This is a genomic window from Sphingomonas sp. (assembly GCF_035317925.1).
GTDB lineage: Bacteria > Pseudomonadota > Alphaproteobacteria > Sphingomonadales > Sphingomonadaceae > Sphingomonas_I.
Map to the genome: position 1 here is coordinate 1 of NZ_DATHFV010000142.1, position 20096 is coordinate 20096.

Sequence of the window (20096 nt, forward strand, 5' to 3'; positions counted from 1 at the left end):
TCCTCCTTCCTCGGGATCGTCTTCGGCTATGTGCCAGCCCAACGCGCCGCCGCGCTCAACCCGATCGATGCGTTGCGCCATGAATAAGCGCACGGGCATCCTCGCGATCGCTTTGCTGTTGGCGGGGTGCGCGGCGGGGCCCGATTATCACGCGCCCGCGCCCGCCGCGCTTAACGTACCCACCGGCTTCGCGCCGCCGATCACCGCTCCGCCCGCCAATACCGTACCGGTGCAGGCCGACCTCTCGGCGTGGTGGCGCCAGTTCGACGATGTGCTGCTGACCGATCTGATCGCGCGCGCCACCGCCGGCAATCTCCAGATCGCGCAATCGGTCGCGCGGCTGGCGCAGGCACGCGAATCCCTCGTGCAGGCACGCGGCGACCTGTTGCCCTCGCTCACCGGTTCGGCCGGCGCGACCCGCAACTTCACCCATGGCGGTTCGTCGTCGATCATCGTCGGCGGCGGCAGCGACGGCTCGGGCGGCACCGTCATCACCACCGGCGGCTCGTCGGGCAGCACCCAATTGTCGCTCGGGCTCGACGCGTCATGGCAGGTCGACATCTTCGGCGGGCTGACCCGCGCCATGCAGGCGGCGCGCGCCGACGAAGCCGCCGCGCGCTTCGATCTCGAAGGCGTGCGCACCTCGGTCGCGGGCGAGGTCGCCACCAATTATATCGACGCCCGCCTCGCCCAGGCGCGGCTCGAAATCGCGCGCAGCACGCTCAAGACGCAGGACGACAATCTGGAGATCGCCGGCTGGCGCGTGCAGGCCGGGCTCGCCTCGTCGCTCGATGGCGAACAGGCCCGCGCCCAGCGCGCGCAGACGGCCTCCACCATCCCCGCGCTCGAGACCTCCTATCTGCAGGCGGTCAATCGCCTCGGCATCCTCACCGGCCAGGCGCCCGGCGCGCTGCGGACCGAAATGGAGACGACGCAGCCGATCCCGCGCGGCCCCGATGCGATCGCGGTCGGCATCCCCGCCAATACGCTCCGCCGCCGCCCCGACGTGCGCAGCGCCGAGCGCCAGCTCGCCGCCGCCACCGCGCGGATCGGCGTCGCCAAGGCCGCCTTGTTCCCGGCTCTATCGATCAGCGGCAACATCAACACCGACGCCGCCAGCATCGGAAAGCTCGGCGATCTGCTCACCGGCGGCCTGTTCGCGGGCATCACGCAGACGATCTTCGACGCCGGACGGCGCAATTCGCAGGTGCGTTCCGCGCGCGCCGGCACCGATCTCGCCTTCGCCAATTATCGCCAGACCGTGCTCAGCGGGCTGGAGGATGTCGAGAATGCGATCCAGTCGCTGGAGGCGGCCAAGGCGCGCCAGGCCCAGCTCGCCGTCGCGCTCGACGCGTCGAACAACGCCGCGATCTATGCGCGTAGCCAATATCGATCGGGGCTGATCGATTTCCTGACCGTGCTGCAGAGCGAGCAGAGCCTGCTCTCGGCGCGCGACCAACTCGCGTCCGCACGCGCCGACGAAGCGCTCGCGCTGGTCCAACTCTATCTCGCGCTCGGCGGCGGCTGGCAGCCCGACGCGACCATTCCGACGGGGAACCCCGCATGACCGACGACACCGACATCGACGAATTTCTCGGCCAGCCGCCGCGCTCGCGCTGGCGGCGCTGGCGCAAGTGGATCTTCATCGGCGTGCCGCTGCTGATCGTGCTGCTGATGCTGTCGCGCTGCTTCCGCCCCGCGCCGCCGGTCCATTACGCCACCGCCCCGGTCGAGAAGCATGACCTCACCGTGACGATCACCGCGACCGGCAATCTCGCGCCGACCGTGCAGGTCAATGTCGGCTCGGAGGAATCCGGCCTCGTCGATCAGGTCTATGTCCATAACAACGATCGCGTGACCAAGGGTCAGCCGCTCGCGCGGCTCGATCTGTCGCGGCTGCGCGACGCGCTCGTCCAGAGCCAGGCGACCCTGCAGGCCGCGCTCGCCAGCGTCGCGCAGAACCGCGCGACCGTCGCCCAGACCAAAGCCAATCTCGCGCGCGAGGAACAGGTCTATAAATTGTCGGGCGGCAAGGTGCCGTCGCAGACCGAGCTCGACACCGCGCGCGCCGATTATGCCCGCGCCGTCGCCAACGTCGCGCAAGCCGAAGCGCAGGTCGCCCAGGCCCGCGCCGCCGTCTCGACCAACCAGACCAGCCTGTCCAAGGGCACGATCTACGCGCCCGTCACCGGCGTAGTCCTGTCGCGCCAGGTCGAGCCGGGCACCACCGTCGCCGCGTCCTTCAACGTCGCGACCCTGTTCACGATCGCCGAAGACCTCTCCAAGATGAAGTTGCAGGTCAAGGTCGACGAGGCCGATGTCGGCGAGCTGCACGCCGGCGCACCCGCCACCTTCACCGTCGATGCCTATCCCAACCAGACCTTCCCCGCGACGGTGACGCGCGTCGATCTCGGCGCCAACGCCACCCCGACGATCAACAGCGCCGGCACCGCCGCCGCCGCCAGCACGACGGTGGTCGCTTACACCGCCGAGCTAACCGTCTCGAACCCGAACCAGTTGCTCAAACCCGGCATGACCGCGACCGCCAGCATCGTCACCCAATCGGTCAAGAATGTGCTGCTCGTGCCCAATGCCGCCTTGCGCTTCACCCCGCCGGCCACGGCGGTAAAGAAGGGCATTTTCGGCGGGCCGCCGCAGGACGCCAAGAATGCCGACGTCACGCGCGGCGCCCGCCAGCAGCTGTGGACCGTGGGCGCCGACGGCAATCCCAAGGCGATCCCGGTCACGATCGGACACAGCAATGGCAGCCTGACCGAAGTCAGCGGCGCGGGTGTCCACCCCGGCATCCAGGTCATCACCGGCCAGCTGGCTGGCGCGGCCAAATAAGCGTGGAATCGCCGCTGATCTCGCTGCGCGGCATCACCAAGCGCTTCGGCGAAGGGCCGGCCGCCTTTCAGGCCTTGAAGGGCATCGATCTCGACGTCGCGTCGGGCGAGTTCGTCGCGATCATGGGCGCGTCCGGATCGGGCAAGTCGACCACGATGAACATCCTCGGCTGTCTCGATGTGCCCACCTCCGGCACCTACCTGTTCCGCGGCGTGCATGTGGAGGGGCTCAACCGCGATCAGCGCTCGCTGCTGCGCCGCCGCTATCTCGGCTTCGTCTTCCAGGGCTTCAACCTGCTCGCGCGCACCACCGCGCTCGAAAATGTCGAACTGCCCTTGCTCTATCGCGGCGAGGACCGGCGTATCCGCCGCGAACAGGGCATGGCCGCGCTCGATCAGGTCGGCCTCGCCGACTGGTCGCACCACAATCCCGCCGAACTCTCGGGCGGCCAGCAACAGCGCGTCGCGATCGCACGCGCTTTGGTGACCCAGCCCGATGTGCTGCTCGCCGACGAGCCCACCGGCAATCTCGATTCCGAACGCTCGATCGAGATCATGGAATTGCTCGCCGATCTCAACGCCAAAGCCGGCCTGACCGTCCTGCTCGTCACCCACGAACCCGACATGGCCGCCTATGCGCGCAAGATCGTCCACTTCAAGGATGGGCTGGTGGATCGCGTCGAGGTGGGCGGCAATTAGTGTTGAGGCGAATTGGCAAGGAGATTACGGTGACAGTGCACTTAATTCGGCTAGCGCATTTTTTGCAAATTTCGACTGCGGTCTTCACCGAAACAGCATCGCCGCACCGCGCATGATCGCCTCCGCATCCAGTTCGTAGGCCTGATACAGATCCGGCAGATTGCCCGTCTGGCCGAACCGGTCGATCCCCAGCGCGTGCACGCGCTGCCCGAGCACGCTGCCGATCCAGGAAAGCGCGCCGGGGGAGCCGTCAAGGACGGTCACCAGCCGGCCGTCACGGCCCAACGGCCGCAGCAGGCTCTCGACGTGTGAATCCTCGGCGGTCTCGCCGCGCGCCCTGGTGGCCTGGGTGCTGCTCCAACCACGGTGCAGCAAATCGGGCGAGGTGATCGCAAGCAGCCCCAGACCGGCATGGCGCTCCTGCAGGATCGTCCACGCGGCGATAGCCTCCGGCGCGATGCTGCCCATATAGGCGATCGCCTGTGTCCCGCGCGGCTCGTGCAGCCAATAGCCGCCCTTGAGCGCTTGCCCGCGCCAACCGTCGCCGCATCGCGCCGGCTGGGCGATGCCGCGCGTCGACAGGCGCAGATAGACCGAGCCGCCGCTTTCCGCCTGCATGTGCCCGAACGCCCATTCCATGCACGCCGCGAGTTCGTCGGCGAAGGCCGGCTCGAACGCGGTCAGGCCCGGCTGGCCCATGCCGATCAGCGGCGTGTTGATCGATTGGTGCGCGCCGCCCTCCGGCCCGAGCGTGAGCCCAGACGGCGTCGCCACCAGCAGGAAACGCGCGTCCTGGTAACAGCCGTAATTCAGCGCATCGAGGCCGCGCGCGATGAACGGATCATAGACCGTCCCGATCGGCAGCAATCGCGTGCCGAACAAAGGCGCGGCCAGGCCGAGCGCCGCCAGCATCAGGAACAGATTATTCTCGGCGATGCCGAGCTCGATATGCTGGCCGGCGCCATGCGCGCCCCATTTCTGCGCCGAGGGTATGCGCGCCGCGCGGAACACGTCCGCCAGTTCGGCGCGGCGGAACAGTCCGCGCTGATTGACCCATGCTCCGAGATTGGTTGAAACCGTGACGTCCGGGGAGGTCGTGACGATCCGCTCGGCCAGCGGGTGCCCCGATTTGGCAAGCTCGAGCAGGATGCGGCCGAACGCCACCTGCGTCGACTGGTCGCCCTGCGGCGCGGCGATCGCCGGAACCGGAACGGCGGGCGCCTTTGGCTCGGGCGGCGTGCTGGCGAAGGGGGCGCCTTCGACGAACGCCCGTAGCGCGGCTGCGGCATTCTCGCCCAGCCCGGCATAAGGCTCCCACTCCGCGCCCGGCGCGATCCCGAGGCTCGTGCGCAATCCCTCGATCTGCGTCTCGGTCATCAGCCCGGCATGATTGTCCTTATGGCCGGCAAAGGGCAGGCCATAGCCCTTGATCGTGTAAGCGATGAACAAAGTCGGCCGTTCGTCCTGCGCGTCGGCGAACGCCTGTGCGAGCGTCTCGGCGCAATGGCCGCCGAGGTTGGTCATCAGCGTCGCCAGCGCCGTATCGTCGAGGTCCTCGATCAGCGCCAATGTGCGCGCGTTGCCCGCCAGATCGCCAAGCAACCTTACACGCCAGGCCTCGCCGCCCTGATAGGTCAGCGCCGCGAATTCGGCATTGGGGCAGGTGTCGATCCAGTCGCGCAACGCTTGGCCGCCCGGCTGCGCGAAGGCGGCGAGCTGGCGCTTGCCATATTTGAGCGTGACCACGCGCCACCCGCACGTCTCGAAAATATCGTCGAACCGGCGGAACATCCGGTCGGCGGTCGTCGCGTCCAGGCTTTGCCGGTTATAATCGACGATCCACCAGCAATTGCGGATATCGTGCTTATAGGCCTCGATCAGGCATTCGTAGATATTGCCCTCGTCGAGCTCGGCATCGCCCATCAGCGCGATCATGCGGCCGGCCTCGGCTTCCTCCATCCGGCCGTGCGCGATCAGATAATCCTGCACCAGGCTGGCGAAGGCGGTGATCGCGACCCCCAGCCCCACCGATCCGGTCGAGAAGTCGACCGGGATCCGGTCCTTGGTCCGGCTGGGGTAGCTCTGCATCCCGCCGAAGCCGCGGAAGCGCTGAAGCTGGTCGAGCGTCTGCGTGCCGAGCAGATAATGGATCGCGTGCAGTAGGGGCCCAGCGTGCGGCTTGACCGCCACCTTGTCCTGCGAGCGGAGCGCGGTCGAATAAAGCGCAGCCATGATCGTCGACATCGACGCGCACGATGCCTGATGCCCGCCGACCTTCAGCCCGTCCTCGCTCTCACGCAGATGGTTGGCGTTATGGATCATCCAGGCGGACAGCCACCGCAGGCGCCCGTCGAGCAGATCGATCAGGTCCGCATCGGAACGGTACGCAGCCCCGTTGGGCTCGGCGAGAATCGGCATGTCGGGTCCATTCGGTTTGGGCGTCTGGCCAACATGCCTGATCGGAGAAAATTTATCAAATCAGGCTTATTCGCCTGGCCCTATGTACTCACTTACTCGGGGGCAAGATTGGGCATCTCGTCGTTACAATGCTTGCCCCAAGCCGTGGGAGACGTGCGTCCGCCGCTCTTCTTCGTCATGCTGAACTTGTTTCAGCATCCACCCAGCATCCGTATCGCCGAGCCTTTGACACGGTGGACCCTGAAACAAGTTCAGGGTGACGAAAATGGAAGGCGGTTTCCGGTCTACGGCTGCGTCGCCGCCACCCCGTCCGCCGAAGGCGCCGGCCGCGCACCACTGACTTTCCCCGGCTCGCTTTGCCCCGGCGCGACATGCGACTGCTCCTGCGTACCCGTCGATGAATCGAGCCGCGCGAGCAAGGCCTTCGCCGCCGGCTTCTCCGGCGAGTCATAGGCGCCCGCCGCGACCGGCATGATCACCGGCCGCGCCACGTCATACTGCCCGCGTTTGGCCAAAGCGGCCGCCAGCGTCAGCCGCGTCTGCGGCGCGGCGGGGACTTCCTCCATCGCCTTCTGCAGCCCGTCGATCGCGGCCGTGCTCGGCATCTGGCCGACGGCGGCGAAGCTTTCATAATAAGCCATCATCGGCCCGATCGCCTCGTGATCGATCTGGTTCGCCTTGACGATCAGGTCGCGCGCGGTGGCCACCAACGGCTCACGCGCTTCCGGCGCCGCCGCGGTCGCCTGCTGGATCAAAGCCAGCGCCTTCCAAACCATCGCGCGCGGGTCCTCCGGCGCCAGCCGCGCGGCGTTGCCGGCCGCCACCAGGCACAGATCGGGATGGCCGCTGCGGCACTCCGCCTCGGCGAGCAGCAATTGCGCGCCGGGCTCGCCCGACCAGCGGGCGGCATCGCGGCGCAGGTCCGCCAGCCACGAATCGCGCAGCCGCAGCGCCTCGACGCGCGCCTTGGCGATCGCCTTCGCCTGATCCGGCTGCATATCGGCGGTCGGCGCGTACGGGATGTCCACGCGCGCGCCCACTTCCAGCCGGCCCTTCACGAACGCTGCCTCGCTCTGGCGCAGCCGCCGTACGATCGGCTGTTCGATCTTGGCGCCGTCATAGCTGATCTGGAGATAGGGCTTACGATGCGCGAAATAGCCGACCAGTTCGTGCGCCAGCACCTTCTGGTCGCCGAACACCTGGGCCGCGGTCGCGCCATCCTCGCCCTGGGCGCGCGCGGCCAGATATTGGCGCAGTTGCGGCCGGCGCGTGTCCGAGAAGAACAGGAAATGCGTCAGCGCCCAGGCATGGATCGGGGTCCAGCCGGTCTTGTGCGGCTTTTCGGAAAGGTAGGCATCGTCGAGCACGTCCTTGATCGGATAGGGCCCGAATTCGTGCATCACGGTCTGCGCCCCGTTGGGCGCGCGGCCAAATTCCAGCACAGTGTCGCTCTTCACCACCATCGTCGAGAAGACCTGGCCGAAGCCGTCGAGATACCAGCGCGGGTAGGCGGCGGGGTAATAGGTTTGCAGGAAGTGCTGCGCGTAGCCCGCATAAAGCAGGCTCTCGGCGGACATCTCGATCGCCTTCTCGCCATAGGTCACGGGATGATCCTGCGAGCTCCGCATACCGGCGGTGACCTCGAAACCGCCGACCGCGGCCGACAATTCCGCGCGCAATTGCGGGTCGGTACCGCTCGCCGCGACCGAGTTCAGCACGCCCGCGACCGACTGCGGCGTGATCGTGGTATGTTCGACCACGACGCGCTGGTCGGCGCGGGTCGAGGCCATCACCACCCCGTCCGCACGCGGATCGTAGAAACGGCTGATCTGGAACAGATCGTTATAGGGGCCCTGCTGCCAGCGCTTGTTGACTAGGTGCATGTTCGAGAATTCGAGCACGTCGCCGATCAGGGTGATGCGGATCTTGACCGTATCGTCGTCGGCCGCGCCACGACCCATCAGCCCGGACAGCAGGAAGTGCAGCCGCTCCAGATTGCGCGTCAGCTTGACCAGTTCGTCCTCGCTGCCGTCGCTCAGCACGAGCACATGGCTGGTTTCCGCCTGCCGCCAGCCGCTCAGCCCGGATCGGACGCCGGTGACGACGATATCCGAAGGGGCGGCGCGCGCCGCTACAGGGACCAGAACCAGTGAAGAGGCTATCGCCGACGCAACCAGACGAGACCAAGCCGTATCCGCCATCACGCCCTCCAATTTGGGCCATGATAAACCGAACCGCCTTGCGCCTAAACCTCGATTTCCATTCGACAACGGGTTTGGATGTTTCTCACGACGAGGCTTGAAGCCCGCCCCGTTGCCAAGAAGAATATGCCTGCCTTTTGCGGCGGGCGGGCGCCGGTCCCGCGAACATCATTGGCGCACGCCGCCATCTCCGGATGTCGTTATGGGACCAATGTTGGCGGCGGCGGCGATCGCGCCGAGCGGATCCGCGACGACATGGCTCATTCTGCTCATCGCCGAGCCTCCGGCGCCCGCCCGGGCCCGCACCGATACCTTGTTGAGATAAAGCGCAAAGGCCAGCTGTTCGCCCGATGGTGACGTCGTATAGCCCGCGAGCCCCTTGCCATCGACGAAGATGGCATCATTCAAAAAGTCGCTGCTGACATAGGTGCCCGTCTTGGCGAAGACGTGGCCCGCCGCCTTCGAATCCCGCCCCACCTCTGCCAACGTGCCGTCCTTGCCGAGGATCGGCAGCCCGGCGTAAAAGGCGGGGAAGAAGGGCTGCTTCGCCATGTAGGCGAGATAATGGACCATGAAATCGGGCGTGAAGTCTGCGCTGCCCCCCGCGCCGTCCGCCTGCACCGCGCCTGACAGATCGAGCCCTGCTTTCTCAAGCCAGTCGTGGATCAGGGCAAGGCCGCGCTGGTCGGCATTGGCCGTCGCTTTACCGAGCAGGCTGCCGATAAGATAAGGCATGGTCGCCGCGTGCAGGTTCTGGCTTACCTTCAGCGTGATCCGCACGTCTTCGCTCAGCGGCGGCGACACGATGTCGGTCACCAGCAGGTCGGGACGATAGCTCGCCGTGAACGCCCCGCTGTCCGCGCGCCCATCGGGCGCCGCCTTGCCGACCGCTACGCCCGCCTTGCGCAATTGCGTGACCAGCACGTCCGCGGCGAAGCGGGAGGGGCTGTCCACCGCATAAGGGCTATTGATCACGGCGTGCCCGCTCGGAACCGAACCGCGCAGCGTTACCTCCCGCGTTCCGTCGGGAAGGACCGCGACAATTTGCTCGATCGCCGGATCCGTCCCGGCCGCGCCCGTCGTCAGCTTGTTGACGAAGCGCACGCCCGACACGTCCGGCGCCGTGCGGACCATCGGCGGCTGGGTGCCGGCCCCGGGCGTGACCAGAACGTCGATGGTGTTGTCGTTCACGATGATGGGGGAAATCGACATTCCCGATCCGCCTTCGCGATTGCCTTCCGCGAACAGGCCTACGTCGATCAGAACCGATCCCGTGATGCGTCGCACGCCCATGCTCGCGATCTGCTGCGCAAGCTTCGTCAGTGGCGCCACCGGGTCTCCCGGCAGCGGCATTCCGCCATAATCGTGATCCTCGTCGACGAAGCCGAGCTTGCCGTCCGGCCCGACGCGCCCGGAAAGGTTGGGATCGCCGCTCGCCACGATCACGATGTTCCCATCCAGCACCCCGGCCTTGATCGGCCCGGTCCGGTAGACACGGGTGTGGAAGCGGTAATCCGAACCCAGTAGCGCCAGCGCGGCACCCTCGGTCACGAGCTTGGTGGTCGATCCGGGCGTGAAGAACTTGTCTCCGTCCTGGCTGAACAGGACCGCGCTCTTGTCGAGCGAATAGATTTCGACGCCCAGGCGCGAATGGGCCAGTTCCGGATCCTGCTGAACCTGGCGGACCGTTTCGGCGACACTGGTCTGGGCCCCGGCTGCCGCTACGGGAGCCAGGATCGCGATCGGCAGGCAGCATAGACGCAAGGGAGCGAGTTTCATCATTGCCTCCGGGCCCTCGTCGGGCGGTTGAAAATCCGTTGCGAGCCCCGCGTAGCGGCGGAGACTTGGTCATGGTCCTTTCGTGCGCCGCACGCGGTGGCTAATGCCCGGCAGCACGAAGGCGGATGCGATACACGAAGGCGAAATCGCCGGGCGGTCGCGGCGGCGGCGTAATGTGCAGGCCATCGGCTTTCTGATGAAACTCAAGCGCGCCTTGCGCGCCCAGCAGATTCACGGCGTCGACCGGGATGCCGCTGCCCGTCGCGAGCGTGCGGATCACCGCCTCGCCCTTCTCGGGCCACGCCATCTCGATCGCGTAGAGGATTCCGTCGTGCGTGGTGAAGCGGAAGTCGTCGGCCGACCAGCTGTCCGCCTTGGTATCGTTGAAAGAGCCGCCGACCGCCTTGTTGGCCCCCTCGCCCCATATGATCCAGGGCGTGGTGTTATATATCCCCTCGCCGTTCACCTTCAGCCAGCCCCCGACCGCAAGCAGGATCTGCTGCACCTCGTCCGGGATCGTGCCGTCGGCGCGCGGACCGACATTGAGCAGCAGATTGCCGTTCTTGCTGACGATGTCGATCAGCTGGTGGACGATGAAACCGGGCGATTTGAATTCGTCCTTGGCAAGATAGCCCCAGCTCTTGTTGCTGATCGACGTATCGGTCTGCCAGTGCAGCGGGCGGACGTCGCCGAGCTGGCCACGCTCCAGATCCAGCACCGCCGAATGCGGACTCATCGCGTTATATTTGTAATTGATGACGCCGACATGGCCGTCATGCTTCAGCGAGTCATTGTAATAGAAAGCCGCGAATTTCGCGAGCTTGTCGCGCAGCCCGGGCTGGCCGTCCCACCAATCGAAATACATGATTTCCGGGTGGTATTTCTCGACGATCTCGGCCGATCGCGCGAGCCAGTCATCCTGGAACGCCTCGGAGACATAGGTGAAGTCGTTATAAACGCTGTCGTCGGTGTCGGCCTGCAGCCAGGCATGCGCCGGCCCGTAAAGCTGCGCATATTTGGGGTCGTTCACGTCCGACGAAAATTCGCGTCCCGCGCCCATGAAGAAATCATGCTCGATCCGGTGCGTCGACGCCCCGAAATGCATGCCCTCGGCGCGGATCGCGGCGGCCAGCTCGCCGCCCGTGTCGCGGCGCGGCCCCATCTTGGCGACGGTCCAATCGGATAAAGCGCTGTCGTACATCGCGAAGCCGTCATGATGCTCGAACACCGGCACGACATATTGCGCGCCCGCCTGCTTGAAGAGATGCGCCCAGGCCTTCGCATCGAAATGCTCGGCCTTGAACATCGGCACGAAGTCCTTGTAGCCGAATTTGTCCTGCGGGCCGTAGGTCGCGACATGATGTTTGAAGATGTCGGTGCCGTGGATATACATCTGGTTCGGGTACCAGGTGTTGCCATAGGCCGGGACCGAATAGACGCCCCAGTGGATGAAGATGCCGAACTTGGCATCCTTGAACCATTGCGGGATTTCGTAGGTGTTCAGCGATTCATAATCGGCGCGGAACGGCCCCGCCTTGACCGTCTTGCCGACGGTCGCGAGCAGCGCCTTGCGCGGCGCGTCGAACTTCTTGCTAGCATCGACCCACTGCTGATCCAGCACCGCCGGATCGGTGCCGGCGGTCGGCGCGGTCGGGCTTTGCGCAAGCGCCGTCCCGCCGAGCAGGATTGCGCAGAGGCCGATTGCAAAGCGCCTCATTTGCGCGCGCCCGTCTTCAATTGCTCGAACGAGGCATTGCCGATCGGATATTCGGACCAGGGCCCGAAATCGAAATGCCACCACTCCTCGGGATAGACCGCGAAGCCATGGCTCTCCATCGCCGCGCGCAGCTTTTCGCGCAGCCAGCGCTGATGATCGGTCCCGCCGATATAGTTGGAATAGGACCGGTCGGAGAATTCGTCATAGCGTCCGGTCGTCATCACCGCCTTGCCGGTGGCGAGCGAATAGAGCGTCAGATCGACCGCCGCGCCGCGATTGTGGCGTGAGCCCTGCGACGGGTCGGCAACGAACTGATGATGATCGGGCGGGGTCGCATCCCAGAACATCTTGGTGACGAACCACGGGCGATAGGCGTCGTGGATCAGCAGGCCATAGCCTTGCGCATGCAGCAACTGGCTGACCTGCGCCACCGCCTCGGCCGCGGGCCTTTGCATGAACGCGGCCGCGCTCTGATAGACGGGCACGCCCAGGAAGTTGGTGTCGGACGCATAACGTATCTCGAGCTTGATCGACGGATCGAGCGAGGTCAGCGCGACCAGATCGGACTTGCGCGGCTTGGGCGCTTCCGCCGGCGGGCTGGCGGCGAGCGCGGCGGTGCGCAGCGCGGTGACGTCGCCGTTGATGCCCTGCCGCACGATCGCCTGCGTCTCCGCGCCGAAATCGCGGCGCGGCCAGCGTATGCCGTTCAGGATCGCCGCGACCGGCTGTCCGTCCGCGCCACGCTCGAAGTGAAGCGTCTCCAATGGATAGAGGCCGCGATCGGTCGGGAAGGCGTAATCGTCGGCATCGATCCGGCGGAGCGGGCGATAATCGACCCATTCGATCCGGATGAACGGCTGCCCGTCGCGCTCGTAGATCTGCATCACATTATGCGGCCAGCCATATTCGCCGACCAACGCCGCGAAGTCGGGCGCGGGCAAAGGCGGCTCCGCCCAGCTGCTCCGCACATAGTGCTTGCCGTCGAGTTCCAGCCAGCTGCCGTCCGGCGCGAAGGCCAGCTTGTCGTCATAGGCCTGCGCGTCGTCGATCAGATAGGCAGTACCGAGCTTGCGGATCATGCCCGCAGTCTCAGGCGCGTCGAGCGCGAGCTGGCCGGCATAGATGCGCGTCGAAACGCTCGCATGGCCATCGCTATACCGCCCCGACAGGCGCTTCGCCTCATCGCCGGCAACGGGCGCGCTTTCGGGATAGGCCGGGACCGGCTGCCCCGCTTGCGCCGCCCGCCAGGCCTGGAGCGCGTAGCGGACGAGCTTGCCCGCGCTGACGCCGGAATCGACCGTGCTGAACACGATCGCGCCCATGCCGGCTTCGGGCAGCAAGCGCAGTTCGGTCGAGAAGCCGTAGACCGCGCCCGAATGGCCGACCATCCGCTGCCCGTCGAGATCGGTGACGATGAAGCCGAGCCCGAAATTGCGCGGGCCGTTGTTCGACGGATATTGGACGCGCCACATCTCCTCGACCGTCGCCGGCTTCAGCAGCGTCTGCCCGTGGTTGAGCATCAAGGTCGCGAACCGGCCGAGATCGCCGGTGGTGGTGTAGAGATTGCCGGCGGCGGGCGTGCCCAGATCGAACGGTGGCGCGGGAAAGCGCGGGCCATCGAACGACGCCATTTCGCTATAGGCAAGGCGGTCCTTGACCGGCGCGAGCGACATGCTGCTGGCGGTCATGCCGAGCGGCCCGAGCACCAGATCGTGCACGGCCTGCTCATAGGGTTTGCCCGTAACCGCCGCGAGCACCTCGCCCACTACCGCGAGGCCGGCGTTGGAATATTTGGTGAGCGTGCCCGGCTTGGCCACCAACGTCGTGTCGTTGAGGCTCAGCACCGTATCGGCCTGACCCTTGGCGCCGATGTCGAAATAATGGCCGCGCGGCGGCTCGCGCACCAGCCCGCTGCGATGCGTCATCAATTCGCGCAACGTGATGTCGGTGCCGAACGGATTGTGCGGACGGAAACCGGGCAGATAGCGCGTAACCGGCGCGTCGAGATCGAGCTTGCCCGCCTCTACCAGCCGCATGATCGCGGCGTCCGTGAACAGCTTGGACACCGAACCCGCCCGATAGATGGTGGCCGGCCCCGCCGGTATCTTATGGTCCCCATCGGCATAGCCCCACGCCTGCGACCAGACGATGCCGTTGCGATCGACCAGAGCGACCGCGATCGACGGAATGGCCTTGGCCGCCAGTTCCCATTGCACCGCTTTGGCGATGGCGTCGGTCGGCGGCGCCGCTGCCTGCGCCGCGGTCGTCATGAACAGGCCGATCACAAGCAGAAGGACGGAACGGAGCGGCCGGGTCATGATATGTCCTGACGTCAGAAGAAGGTGGCGATGGCATCGATGACGATACCGTCATCGTCGACCTCAAAGATCGTCCGCCATTTGTCGAAGGTCGTGCAAGGGTGGGAAACACCAAAGCCGATCTGGTCGCCGATCGCCAGCGGCACCGGTTCGTGCACGACGATATGCGCGTGCTGATCGGACAATTTCTTCACCTCGAGCGCGCCCGGCGCGACCGCTTCGATCGTGCCGGTCTGCCGCGGCCGGCCCAGGATCACGCTCGGCAGATCGGCATCGTAGGAAATGTCGCGCTTGCCGATCGTGGCGAACATCCAGCCGGGTTCGGGCCAGGACTGGATCTCGGCCCAGACTTCGAGCGCATTCTTGAGCCGCCCGTCGATACCGGCAGTGCCGGTCCGCTCGAGCAGCCGCTGGAACGCGACCTCATAATGGTGCGCGTCATGACTGATGTAGCAGCCGCTGCGCAGGATCACGAGCGGCTCCGAGCCGACATCCGCCGCCTTCAGCCGCAGCGCGACGATGTCGAAGAAGCGCGATCCGCCCGCCGACAGGATCACGGGATGCGACGGGTCGAACAGCTTTTCGAACGCAAGCACCTCCGCCGCACGCACGGTATCGGCCAGCAGCGCCTCGACATAGGGCTCCATTTCGAAGTCGGTGCGGCCGGCGACGATACCCTCGAATGTCGCAATGCCTGCCAGCGATAGGCCCCGCTTCGCGGCGACATAGCGCCCCAGGCGAAGCGCCGCGTCGAGACCGCGCACGCCCGTGCGTCCGCCATCGACGCCGATCTCGATCAGCACGGTGATGGGCCGATCGAGGCCGGCCGCCTCTGCGGCATCCGCCAGCAGATCGGCGCCATAAACCGAATCGACAAACACGTACGCCTGGAACGCCGGATCGTTGGCCAGTTCTCCCGCCAGCCAGCGCGCCGCCGCCGGCGAGACGATCTGATTGGCATAGATCAGGCGCTGCACACCGAAGCGGCGGTACAGGCGCAGATGCGTGATCGTCGCACAGGAGAGGCCCCACGCGCCTTCGCGCAACTGGCGGTCGAATATCTGCGGCGCCATCGTCGTCTTGCCGTGCGGACACAGCGCGACGCCGAAGTGGTTGGAAAAGCGCTGCATCCAGTCGCTGTTATTGTCGATCGCCGAGCGGCGCAGGACGGCGGCGGGCAGTTGCAGATCGGTATGGAGCCGCCAGCCGGCCTGGGCGATTTCACCGAGGCGCATGGTCCCGACACCGAGTGGCAAGCCCTTCGTGCCGGGGTCGATCACCATCTGTTGAATGGAACGCAAATTAAGCAAGATATCCCCTCCCCGCACCCCAGCCGGGCCGCTTACGCGGCACGACCGGGGTCAGGTTTCGATAGGTCGGTTCTGTTCTAGAATTCGAAGCGAATACCGGCGGTATAGTCGCGGCCGACCACGTCGTAGAGCTGACGTGCGGTCTGGAACTCGTAACCGGTGAACGGCGGATGCCGATCGAACAGGTTCTGGACTACGCCGAACAAGGCAACCTTGCCGCGGCTGGTCGTGGCGAGCGTTATTTCACCGTACAGATCGCTGTAGAAGCGGCCGCTGACATGATTGTGCGCCACAATCGGTCCGCCATCCACAGTATCTTCGGTGACGGCGCCGCCGCCGACATAACGCTCGGTGAAGCTGATCTTGTAACCGTCGGTCGTGTAGGTCGCGCTGCCGTTCATCTTCCAGTGCGGCGTGCCGCCCGGGCCATCGAGCGCAGGCTGATCCGTATTGCCTGCGAACTTGGTGACGGCGCCATCCTGGCCGACCTGGTTCAGCTTGTTGATGTATCCGAGCAGGCCATGCAGATCGATCGACCCAGTCGCCAGCGGGAAGCGGTAGGCGACCTCGACGTCGATGCCGTTCATGACGAGTTGCTGGAAGTTGATCGGCGCCAGCAGGATGCCCGAAATCTTGCCGTCCGCGCCGCGCGGCGTGAGCAGGCAGGTTGCAGCATCGCCGCCGTTACAGCGATTGACCAGCGTCTGCGCACCAAGCGACGAGATCGCACCCTTCACCTTGATGTCGTAATAATCGACCGAGAGGCTGAGGCGCGGGATGAAGGTCGGCGTGAAGACGACGCCACCGGTGAAGGTGTCGGCCTTTTCCGGTTTCAGGAAGGGATTGCCTCCCGTCGTCTGGCTGACGGAATAAGTTTGGGACGTTCCGGCGGGCGCCTTGCTGTCGGTGATGCCGCCAATCAGCGTCTGGCCTGCCGCGAACAATTCGTTGATGTTGGGCGCGCGAATGTCGCGTGAGCGGGTAGCGCGGAAGCGGATCGAGTCATCGACCGCGTAATTGATGCCCGCCTTCCACGTTTCGACCGTGCCCGAGGTTTTGTAGTCGGTGACGCGGCCGGCGATATCCACGTCGATATTCTTGGCCCAGCTCTGATCCTTGGCGAGCGGGATGACGACTTCGCCAAAGGCTTCCTTGACCTCTTCTTCGGCCGAGTAAGGCTTGACGTTGCCGACGCGGAGCAGGCTGACGTTCGGCGTCGCCGAGAGCGGATCGGAGGTAACATCGACATCGAACCTGCGCCATTCGGCACCTACCGCGACCGAGATCGGACCCGCCCACAGGCTGAACGGCTCACCGCGAACGGTGATGTCACCGACCTGCTGCTTCTGCTGCCAGTCGCGAACCGACGTGCCCGTGATGTAATTGATCGCGGCCTGTGACGGCGATCCTTCGCCGAACAGATTCAAAGGCACGCAGCCGTTGCTCGGATCCGTTAGCGTCGAGCGACAGACGATAGTGCCCCCGGGACCGGCCACGGCGTCGATCGCGAGCAGGCGTTTGGACTTGATCACATCGCCCGTGAACAGAGTGAGCATGCGCGACTTGCCGTAATCATACGACGCGTCGAACGTCCACGAGCCGCCCAGGCTGCCCTTGATGCCGGCAGTCGCCTGCCAGGTATGCGCGCGCTGGACGATCCGGCCGACGCCATAATCTTCCGATCCGCGGCCGAGGGCGAAGCTGGTCTCCCCTGCCGCCGCAAGCGCGGTGCGGACCGAAGCGGGCAGATAGGCATTGTCCGCCTGGATCGTGAACGTGTCGTCGCTCGGGATCGAGCGTTCGTTGAAGGCCGAGTGTGCGTAGTCGAAGCTCGCATAAGCGGTGATGTTGCTGGCGACCTCGTAAGTCGCGCCCGCATAGCCGCTGTACCGTTTCGTCGGCGTCACCAGGACGTAGGTCGATGCGAGCGGATCGCCATCGCCGCCATCCATCGTGTTATCGTCGGTAAGATTGGTACCATATTGGAACGGCGAAGTGCCTCCGCCGACATCGAATTTGGTGCCGCGGAGCGAGCCGGAATCGATCAGGCCGCCCTCGGACGCGTAGGCCGCTCTAATGTCGTTGGCGTAGATCAGGAAGGGCGCACCCGCCGTGACCCCGAACGCCGGATTGACGATCAGGCCTTTGTTGCCAAGATATTTGCGCTTGCTGGCGTCGGTGACGCCCTTGTTCTCTGCATATTCCGCACCGAGCAGAATATGGCCGCGCCCATCGGCGAAGTTGGTGCCGTAGGCCAGCGACGCCAGATAATTCTTGTTGTCGTGGAAATCGGTCATGCCGCCCTGGACGTTGCCACGGAAGCCCTGCAACTTGTTGTCGATCTTGAAATTGACGACACCGGCAACCGCGTCCGAACCATAAGCCGCCGACGCACCGCCGGTAACGACGTCAACGCCCGATATGATCGCTTGCGGCAGCATGTTGGTGTTGATCACACCTTCGGGCGAGCTGGGGACGTAGCGCTTGCCGTCGACCAAGGTCAGCGTACGCAAATAGCCAAGGCCGCGCAGATCGAGATAATTGCCGCCGGCGAGTTTGGAGAGATTGCCGACCGACGAAGGCGTCACGCTCGATTTGAGCGCCGGAATCTGGTTGAGCGCATCAGCGATATTGATCGACCCGACCTTCTGGATGTCGGTCACGGTAACGCTGGTGACCGGCGTCGGCGAAACGAACCCGGCGCGCGAAATCTGCGTACCGGTAATGACGATTTCGGCGTTGGCGTCGTCGGGGGTGGCGGCTCCGGCGGCCGGTGCGTCCGGGGCCGCCGCGAAGGCGGGGACGCTCGCCGCCAACATGGCCGCGCCGATCATGGCGGGCGCGAAACGCATCGCGCTGGTGGATCGCAGATGTTGCTTTGAACGGTGGAGGAAGGTTTCGATGTTTCCCTGAGACATGGACGTGACCCCTTTGGTTTCTGTGCGGCGCCGTTCCTCTTTTGCGGTCATCGCATGGTGAAATAGTCGAAGGCGCTGCGTGCGATTTCTGCGATCGCATGCTCGCGCTTTTCCTCCGGCAAACCGCTCCCCTTGGTGTAGACCGCGATCAGCAGGTGACCGCGCGCCTCGGGGAGCGTGATCATGCCGACGTCGTTGACGGTGCCACCGATCGTGCCGGTTTTATGCGCGACCACCGTTCCGGCGGGCAGCAGACCCTTGATCCGCAGCGCGCCCGTTTCGCAGCGCTCCATCACGCCGGTGAGGAAGACGCGGCTGCTTTCCTTGAGCAGCGGACTGGCAAGTTGTTTCGAAAGAAGATCGACCATCGCCGACGGGATCGCGGTATCGCGCGGATCGGCGTCCCACTTCGGATTGGGCGTTGCCTTCGCTTCGGCCGCCAATTGCGCCTCGGGCGTCGGATAAAGTTTCTCGAACGTGGTGCCAAAGGGGCCGCCATGGGGAAAGCCGTAATAGCCGTTCAGCACATCGTTGACATTGTCATCGACCCGGATGCCGGTGATGCCGATCTGACGCAGATACGCCGTAACCGCAGCCGGCCCGCCGGCGAGCTCAAACATCTTGTCGGTGGCGGTATTGTTGCTCTGCGTGAGCATCAATTCCATCAGGTTGGCGACCGACAGGCTCACGCCCGGATGGATGACATGATCGGCAGGCTCCCCCGTCCGGTCGAAATCAAGCTGCGTCACGGCAATCATCTGGTCGAGGCTGGCGCCGCCATGATCGATCTTGGTCAAGACCGCGCCCGCGACCGCGACCTTATAGGTGCTCGCCATCGGATAGGGCTCGGCATGGACCTCGGCGGTCTCGCCCGTTTCCAGCAAGCGCACGGCCACGCCGATCCGGCCATTCAGCTGTTTTTCCAATACGAGAACCTGGGCCTCAAGCGCCTTCTGGAAGCTCGGAGCAGCCGGTTTGGCCACGGTTGCAACCAGATTGGCTGGAGTCGCAAAAGCCGGTGCCGCGCAAAGCGCCAGAAGTCCGGCAAAGGCTTTACCCTTGAACATATCGTCGCCACCCCTTGATTGACGCCGACCCGCCAGTTTCTTGCTGGATAAGCCGTGATTCTCCGTATAGAAAATAATTTGCGGTGCAACACAAAATTGTCAAGAAAGCGCCTCATCAAGACGTTTTTCGCTCTGCGGCAAACGTGCTAGGAAGTTGTACATGTCGATGAATACGAGCCTGGGAACGATCGTGAAACGCATCCGCAAGGAGCGTCAGTGGACGCTTGCGGAGATGAGCGAGGCCTGCGGCATTCCGCTTTCGACCCTGTCGAAAATCGAGAATGACAAGCTGACGCTGACCTATGACCGGCTGCAACAATTAAGCCGTTCGCTGGGCATCGCGCTCGCCGAATTATTCTCGGAGGGCGAGACCAACGAGACGGTCTTCACCGCACGGCGCAGCATCGCGACACTGGACGCCGCCGTGCGCGTCGAGACGCCCAATTACGTCTACAATTATCTGTGCAGCGATCTGCGCAAGCGCCGCATGATCCCGATCCACGTCCAGATCACCGCCAAGTCGCTCGGCGAATTCGGCGATCTCGTCCGTCACGCCGGCGAGGAATTCGCGTTCGTGATCGAAGGCGCGGTCGTGCTCCACACCGAATTTTACGCGCCGGTCACGCTCAACAAGGGCGAAGGCGTCTATATCGACAGCAATATGGGCCATGGCTATCTCGTCGGCGAGGGCTTCGAACAGGCGACCATATTATCGGTCTGTGCGTCCGCCGACGAAAATCTTCAGCAGCATCTGATCGCCGAAGCCGAGGGCCGGATCGGCGACGCCGAAACCCATACATCCGCCGCAGCCTGACGCTCCGGC

General features: G+C 65.0%; 12 protein-coding genes. 4 read left to right on the forward strand and 8 right to left on the reverse strand.

What is annotated here, in order from left to right; genetic code table 11:
- The first annotated feature begins 79 nt into the window (after positions 1-79).
- From VK533_RS10710 to VK533_RS10720, 3 genes are read left to right on the forward strand one after another with little or no spacing between them, the layout of a single operon-like run.
- Complete coding sequence (locus tag VK533_RS10710) at positions 80-1567, forward strand: efflux transporter outer membrane subunit (protein ID WP_324377267.1); 1488 nt, start codon at positions 80-82, stop codon at positions 1565-1567.
- Positions 1564-2847, forward strand: coding sequence for an efflux RND transporter periplasmic adaptor subunit (locus tag VK533_RS10715; protein WP_324377269.1), 1284 nt, complete (start codon positions 1564-1566; stop codon positions 2845-2847). Before VK533_RS10710 ends, VK533_RS10715 begins: the two co-directional genes overlap by 4 nt.
- A 2-nt stretch (positions 2848-2849) precedes the next feature.
- Positions 2850-3545: an ABC transporter ATP-binding protein gene (locus tag VK533_RS10720; RefSeq protein ID WP_324377272.1), complete on the forward strand. Its 696-nt coding sequence runs from the start codon at positions 2850-2852 to the stop codon at positions 3543-3545.
- Between the two features lie 84 nt (positions 3546-3629).
- Here the strand turns inward: VK533_RS10720 and VK533_RS10725 are convergent, their stop codons facing one another.
- From VK533_RS10725 to bla, 8 genes are all read right to left on the reverse strand, one after another.
- On the reverse strand, positions 3630-5963 hold the full coding sequence (locus tag VK533_RS10725; protein WP_324377274.1) for a transketolase: 2334 nt from the start codon (positions 5961-5963) through the stop codon (positions 3630-3632).
- Positions 5964-6247: 284 nt separating this feature from the next.
- On the reverse strand, positions 6248-8164 hold the full coding sequence (locus VK533_RS10730; RefSeq protein ID WP_324377276.1) for a hypothetical protein: 1917 nt from the start codon (positions 8162-8164) through the stop codon (positions 6248-6250).
- A gap of 168 nt (positions 8165-8332) precedes the next feature.
- Positions 8333-9943: a D-alanyl-D-alanine carboxypeptidase/D-alanyl-D-alanine endopeptidase gene (dacB, locus tag VK533_RS10735; protein ID WP_324377278.1), complete on the reverse strand. Its 1611-nt coding sequence runs from the start codon at positions 9941-9943 to the stop codon at positions 8333-8335.
- A 100-nt stretch (positions 9944-10043) separates the two neighbouring features.
- Positions 10044-11660 (reverse strand): alpha-L-fucosidase, encoded by a 1617-nt coding sequence (locus VK533_RS10740; protein WP_324377281.1) that lies wholly within the window; start codon positions 11658-11660, stop codon positions 10044-10046.
- Positions 11657-13978, reverse strand: a complete 2322-nt coding sequence (locus VK533_RS10745; RefSeq protein WP_324377283.1) for a serine hydrolase — start codon at positions 13976-13978, stop codon at positions 11657-11659. Before VK533_RS10745 ends, VK533_RS10740 begins: the two co-directional genes overlap by 4 nt.
- A 14-nt stretch (positions 13979-13992) precedes the next feature.
- Positions 13993-15213, reverse strand: coding sequence for an alanine racemase (locus VK533_RS10750; RefSeq protein WP_324377285.1), 1221 nt, complete (start codon positions 15211-15213; stop codon positions 13993-13995).
- A 152-nt stretch (positions 15214-15365) separates the two neighbouring features.
- On the reverse strand, positions 15366-18206 hold the full coding sequence (locus VK533_RS10755; RefSeq protein ID WP_324377288.1) for a TonB-dependent receptor domain-containing protein: 2841 nt from the start codon (positions 18204-18206) through the stop codon (positions 15366-15368).
- A 47-nt stretch (positions 18207-18253) separates the two neighbouring features.
- On the reverse strand, positions 18254-19273 hold the full coding sequence (gene bla, locus VK533_RS10760) for a class A beta-lactamase (RefSeq protein WP_324377290.1): 1020 nt from the start codon (positions 19271-19273) through the stop codon (positions 18254-18256).
- A 160-nt stretch (positions 19274-19433) separates the two neighbouring features.
- Between bla and VK533_RS10765 the strand changes: the two genes are divergently transcribed.
- A complete protein-coding gene (locus tag VK533_RS10765; RefSeq protein ID WP_324377292.1) occupies positions 19434-20087 on the forward strand; it encodes an XRE family transcriptional regulator in 654 nt (217 codons plus the stop codon).
- Positions 20088-20096 lie beyond the last annotated feature (9 nt).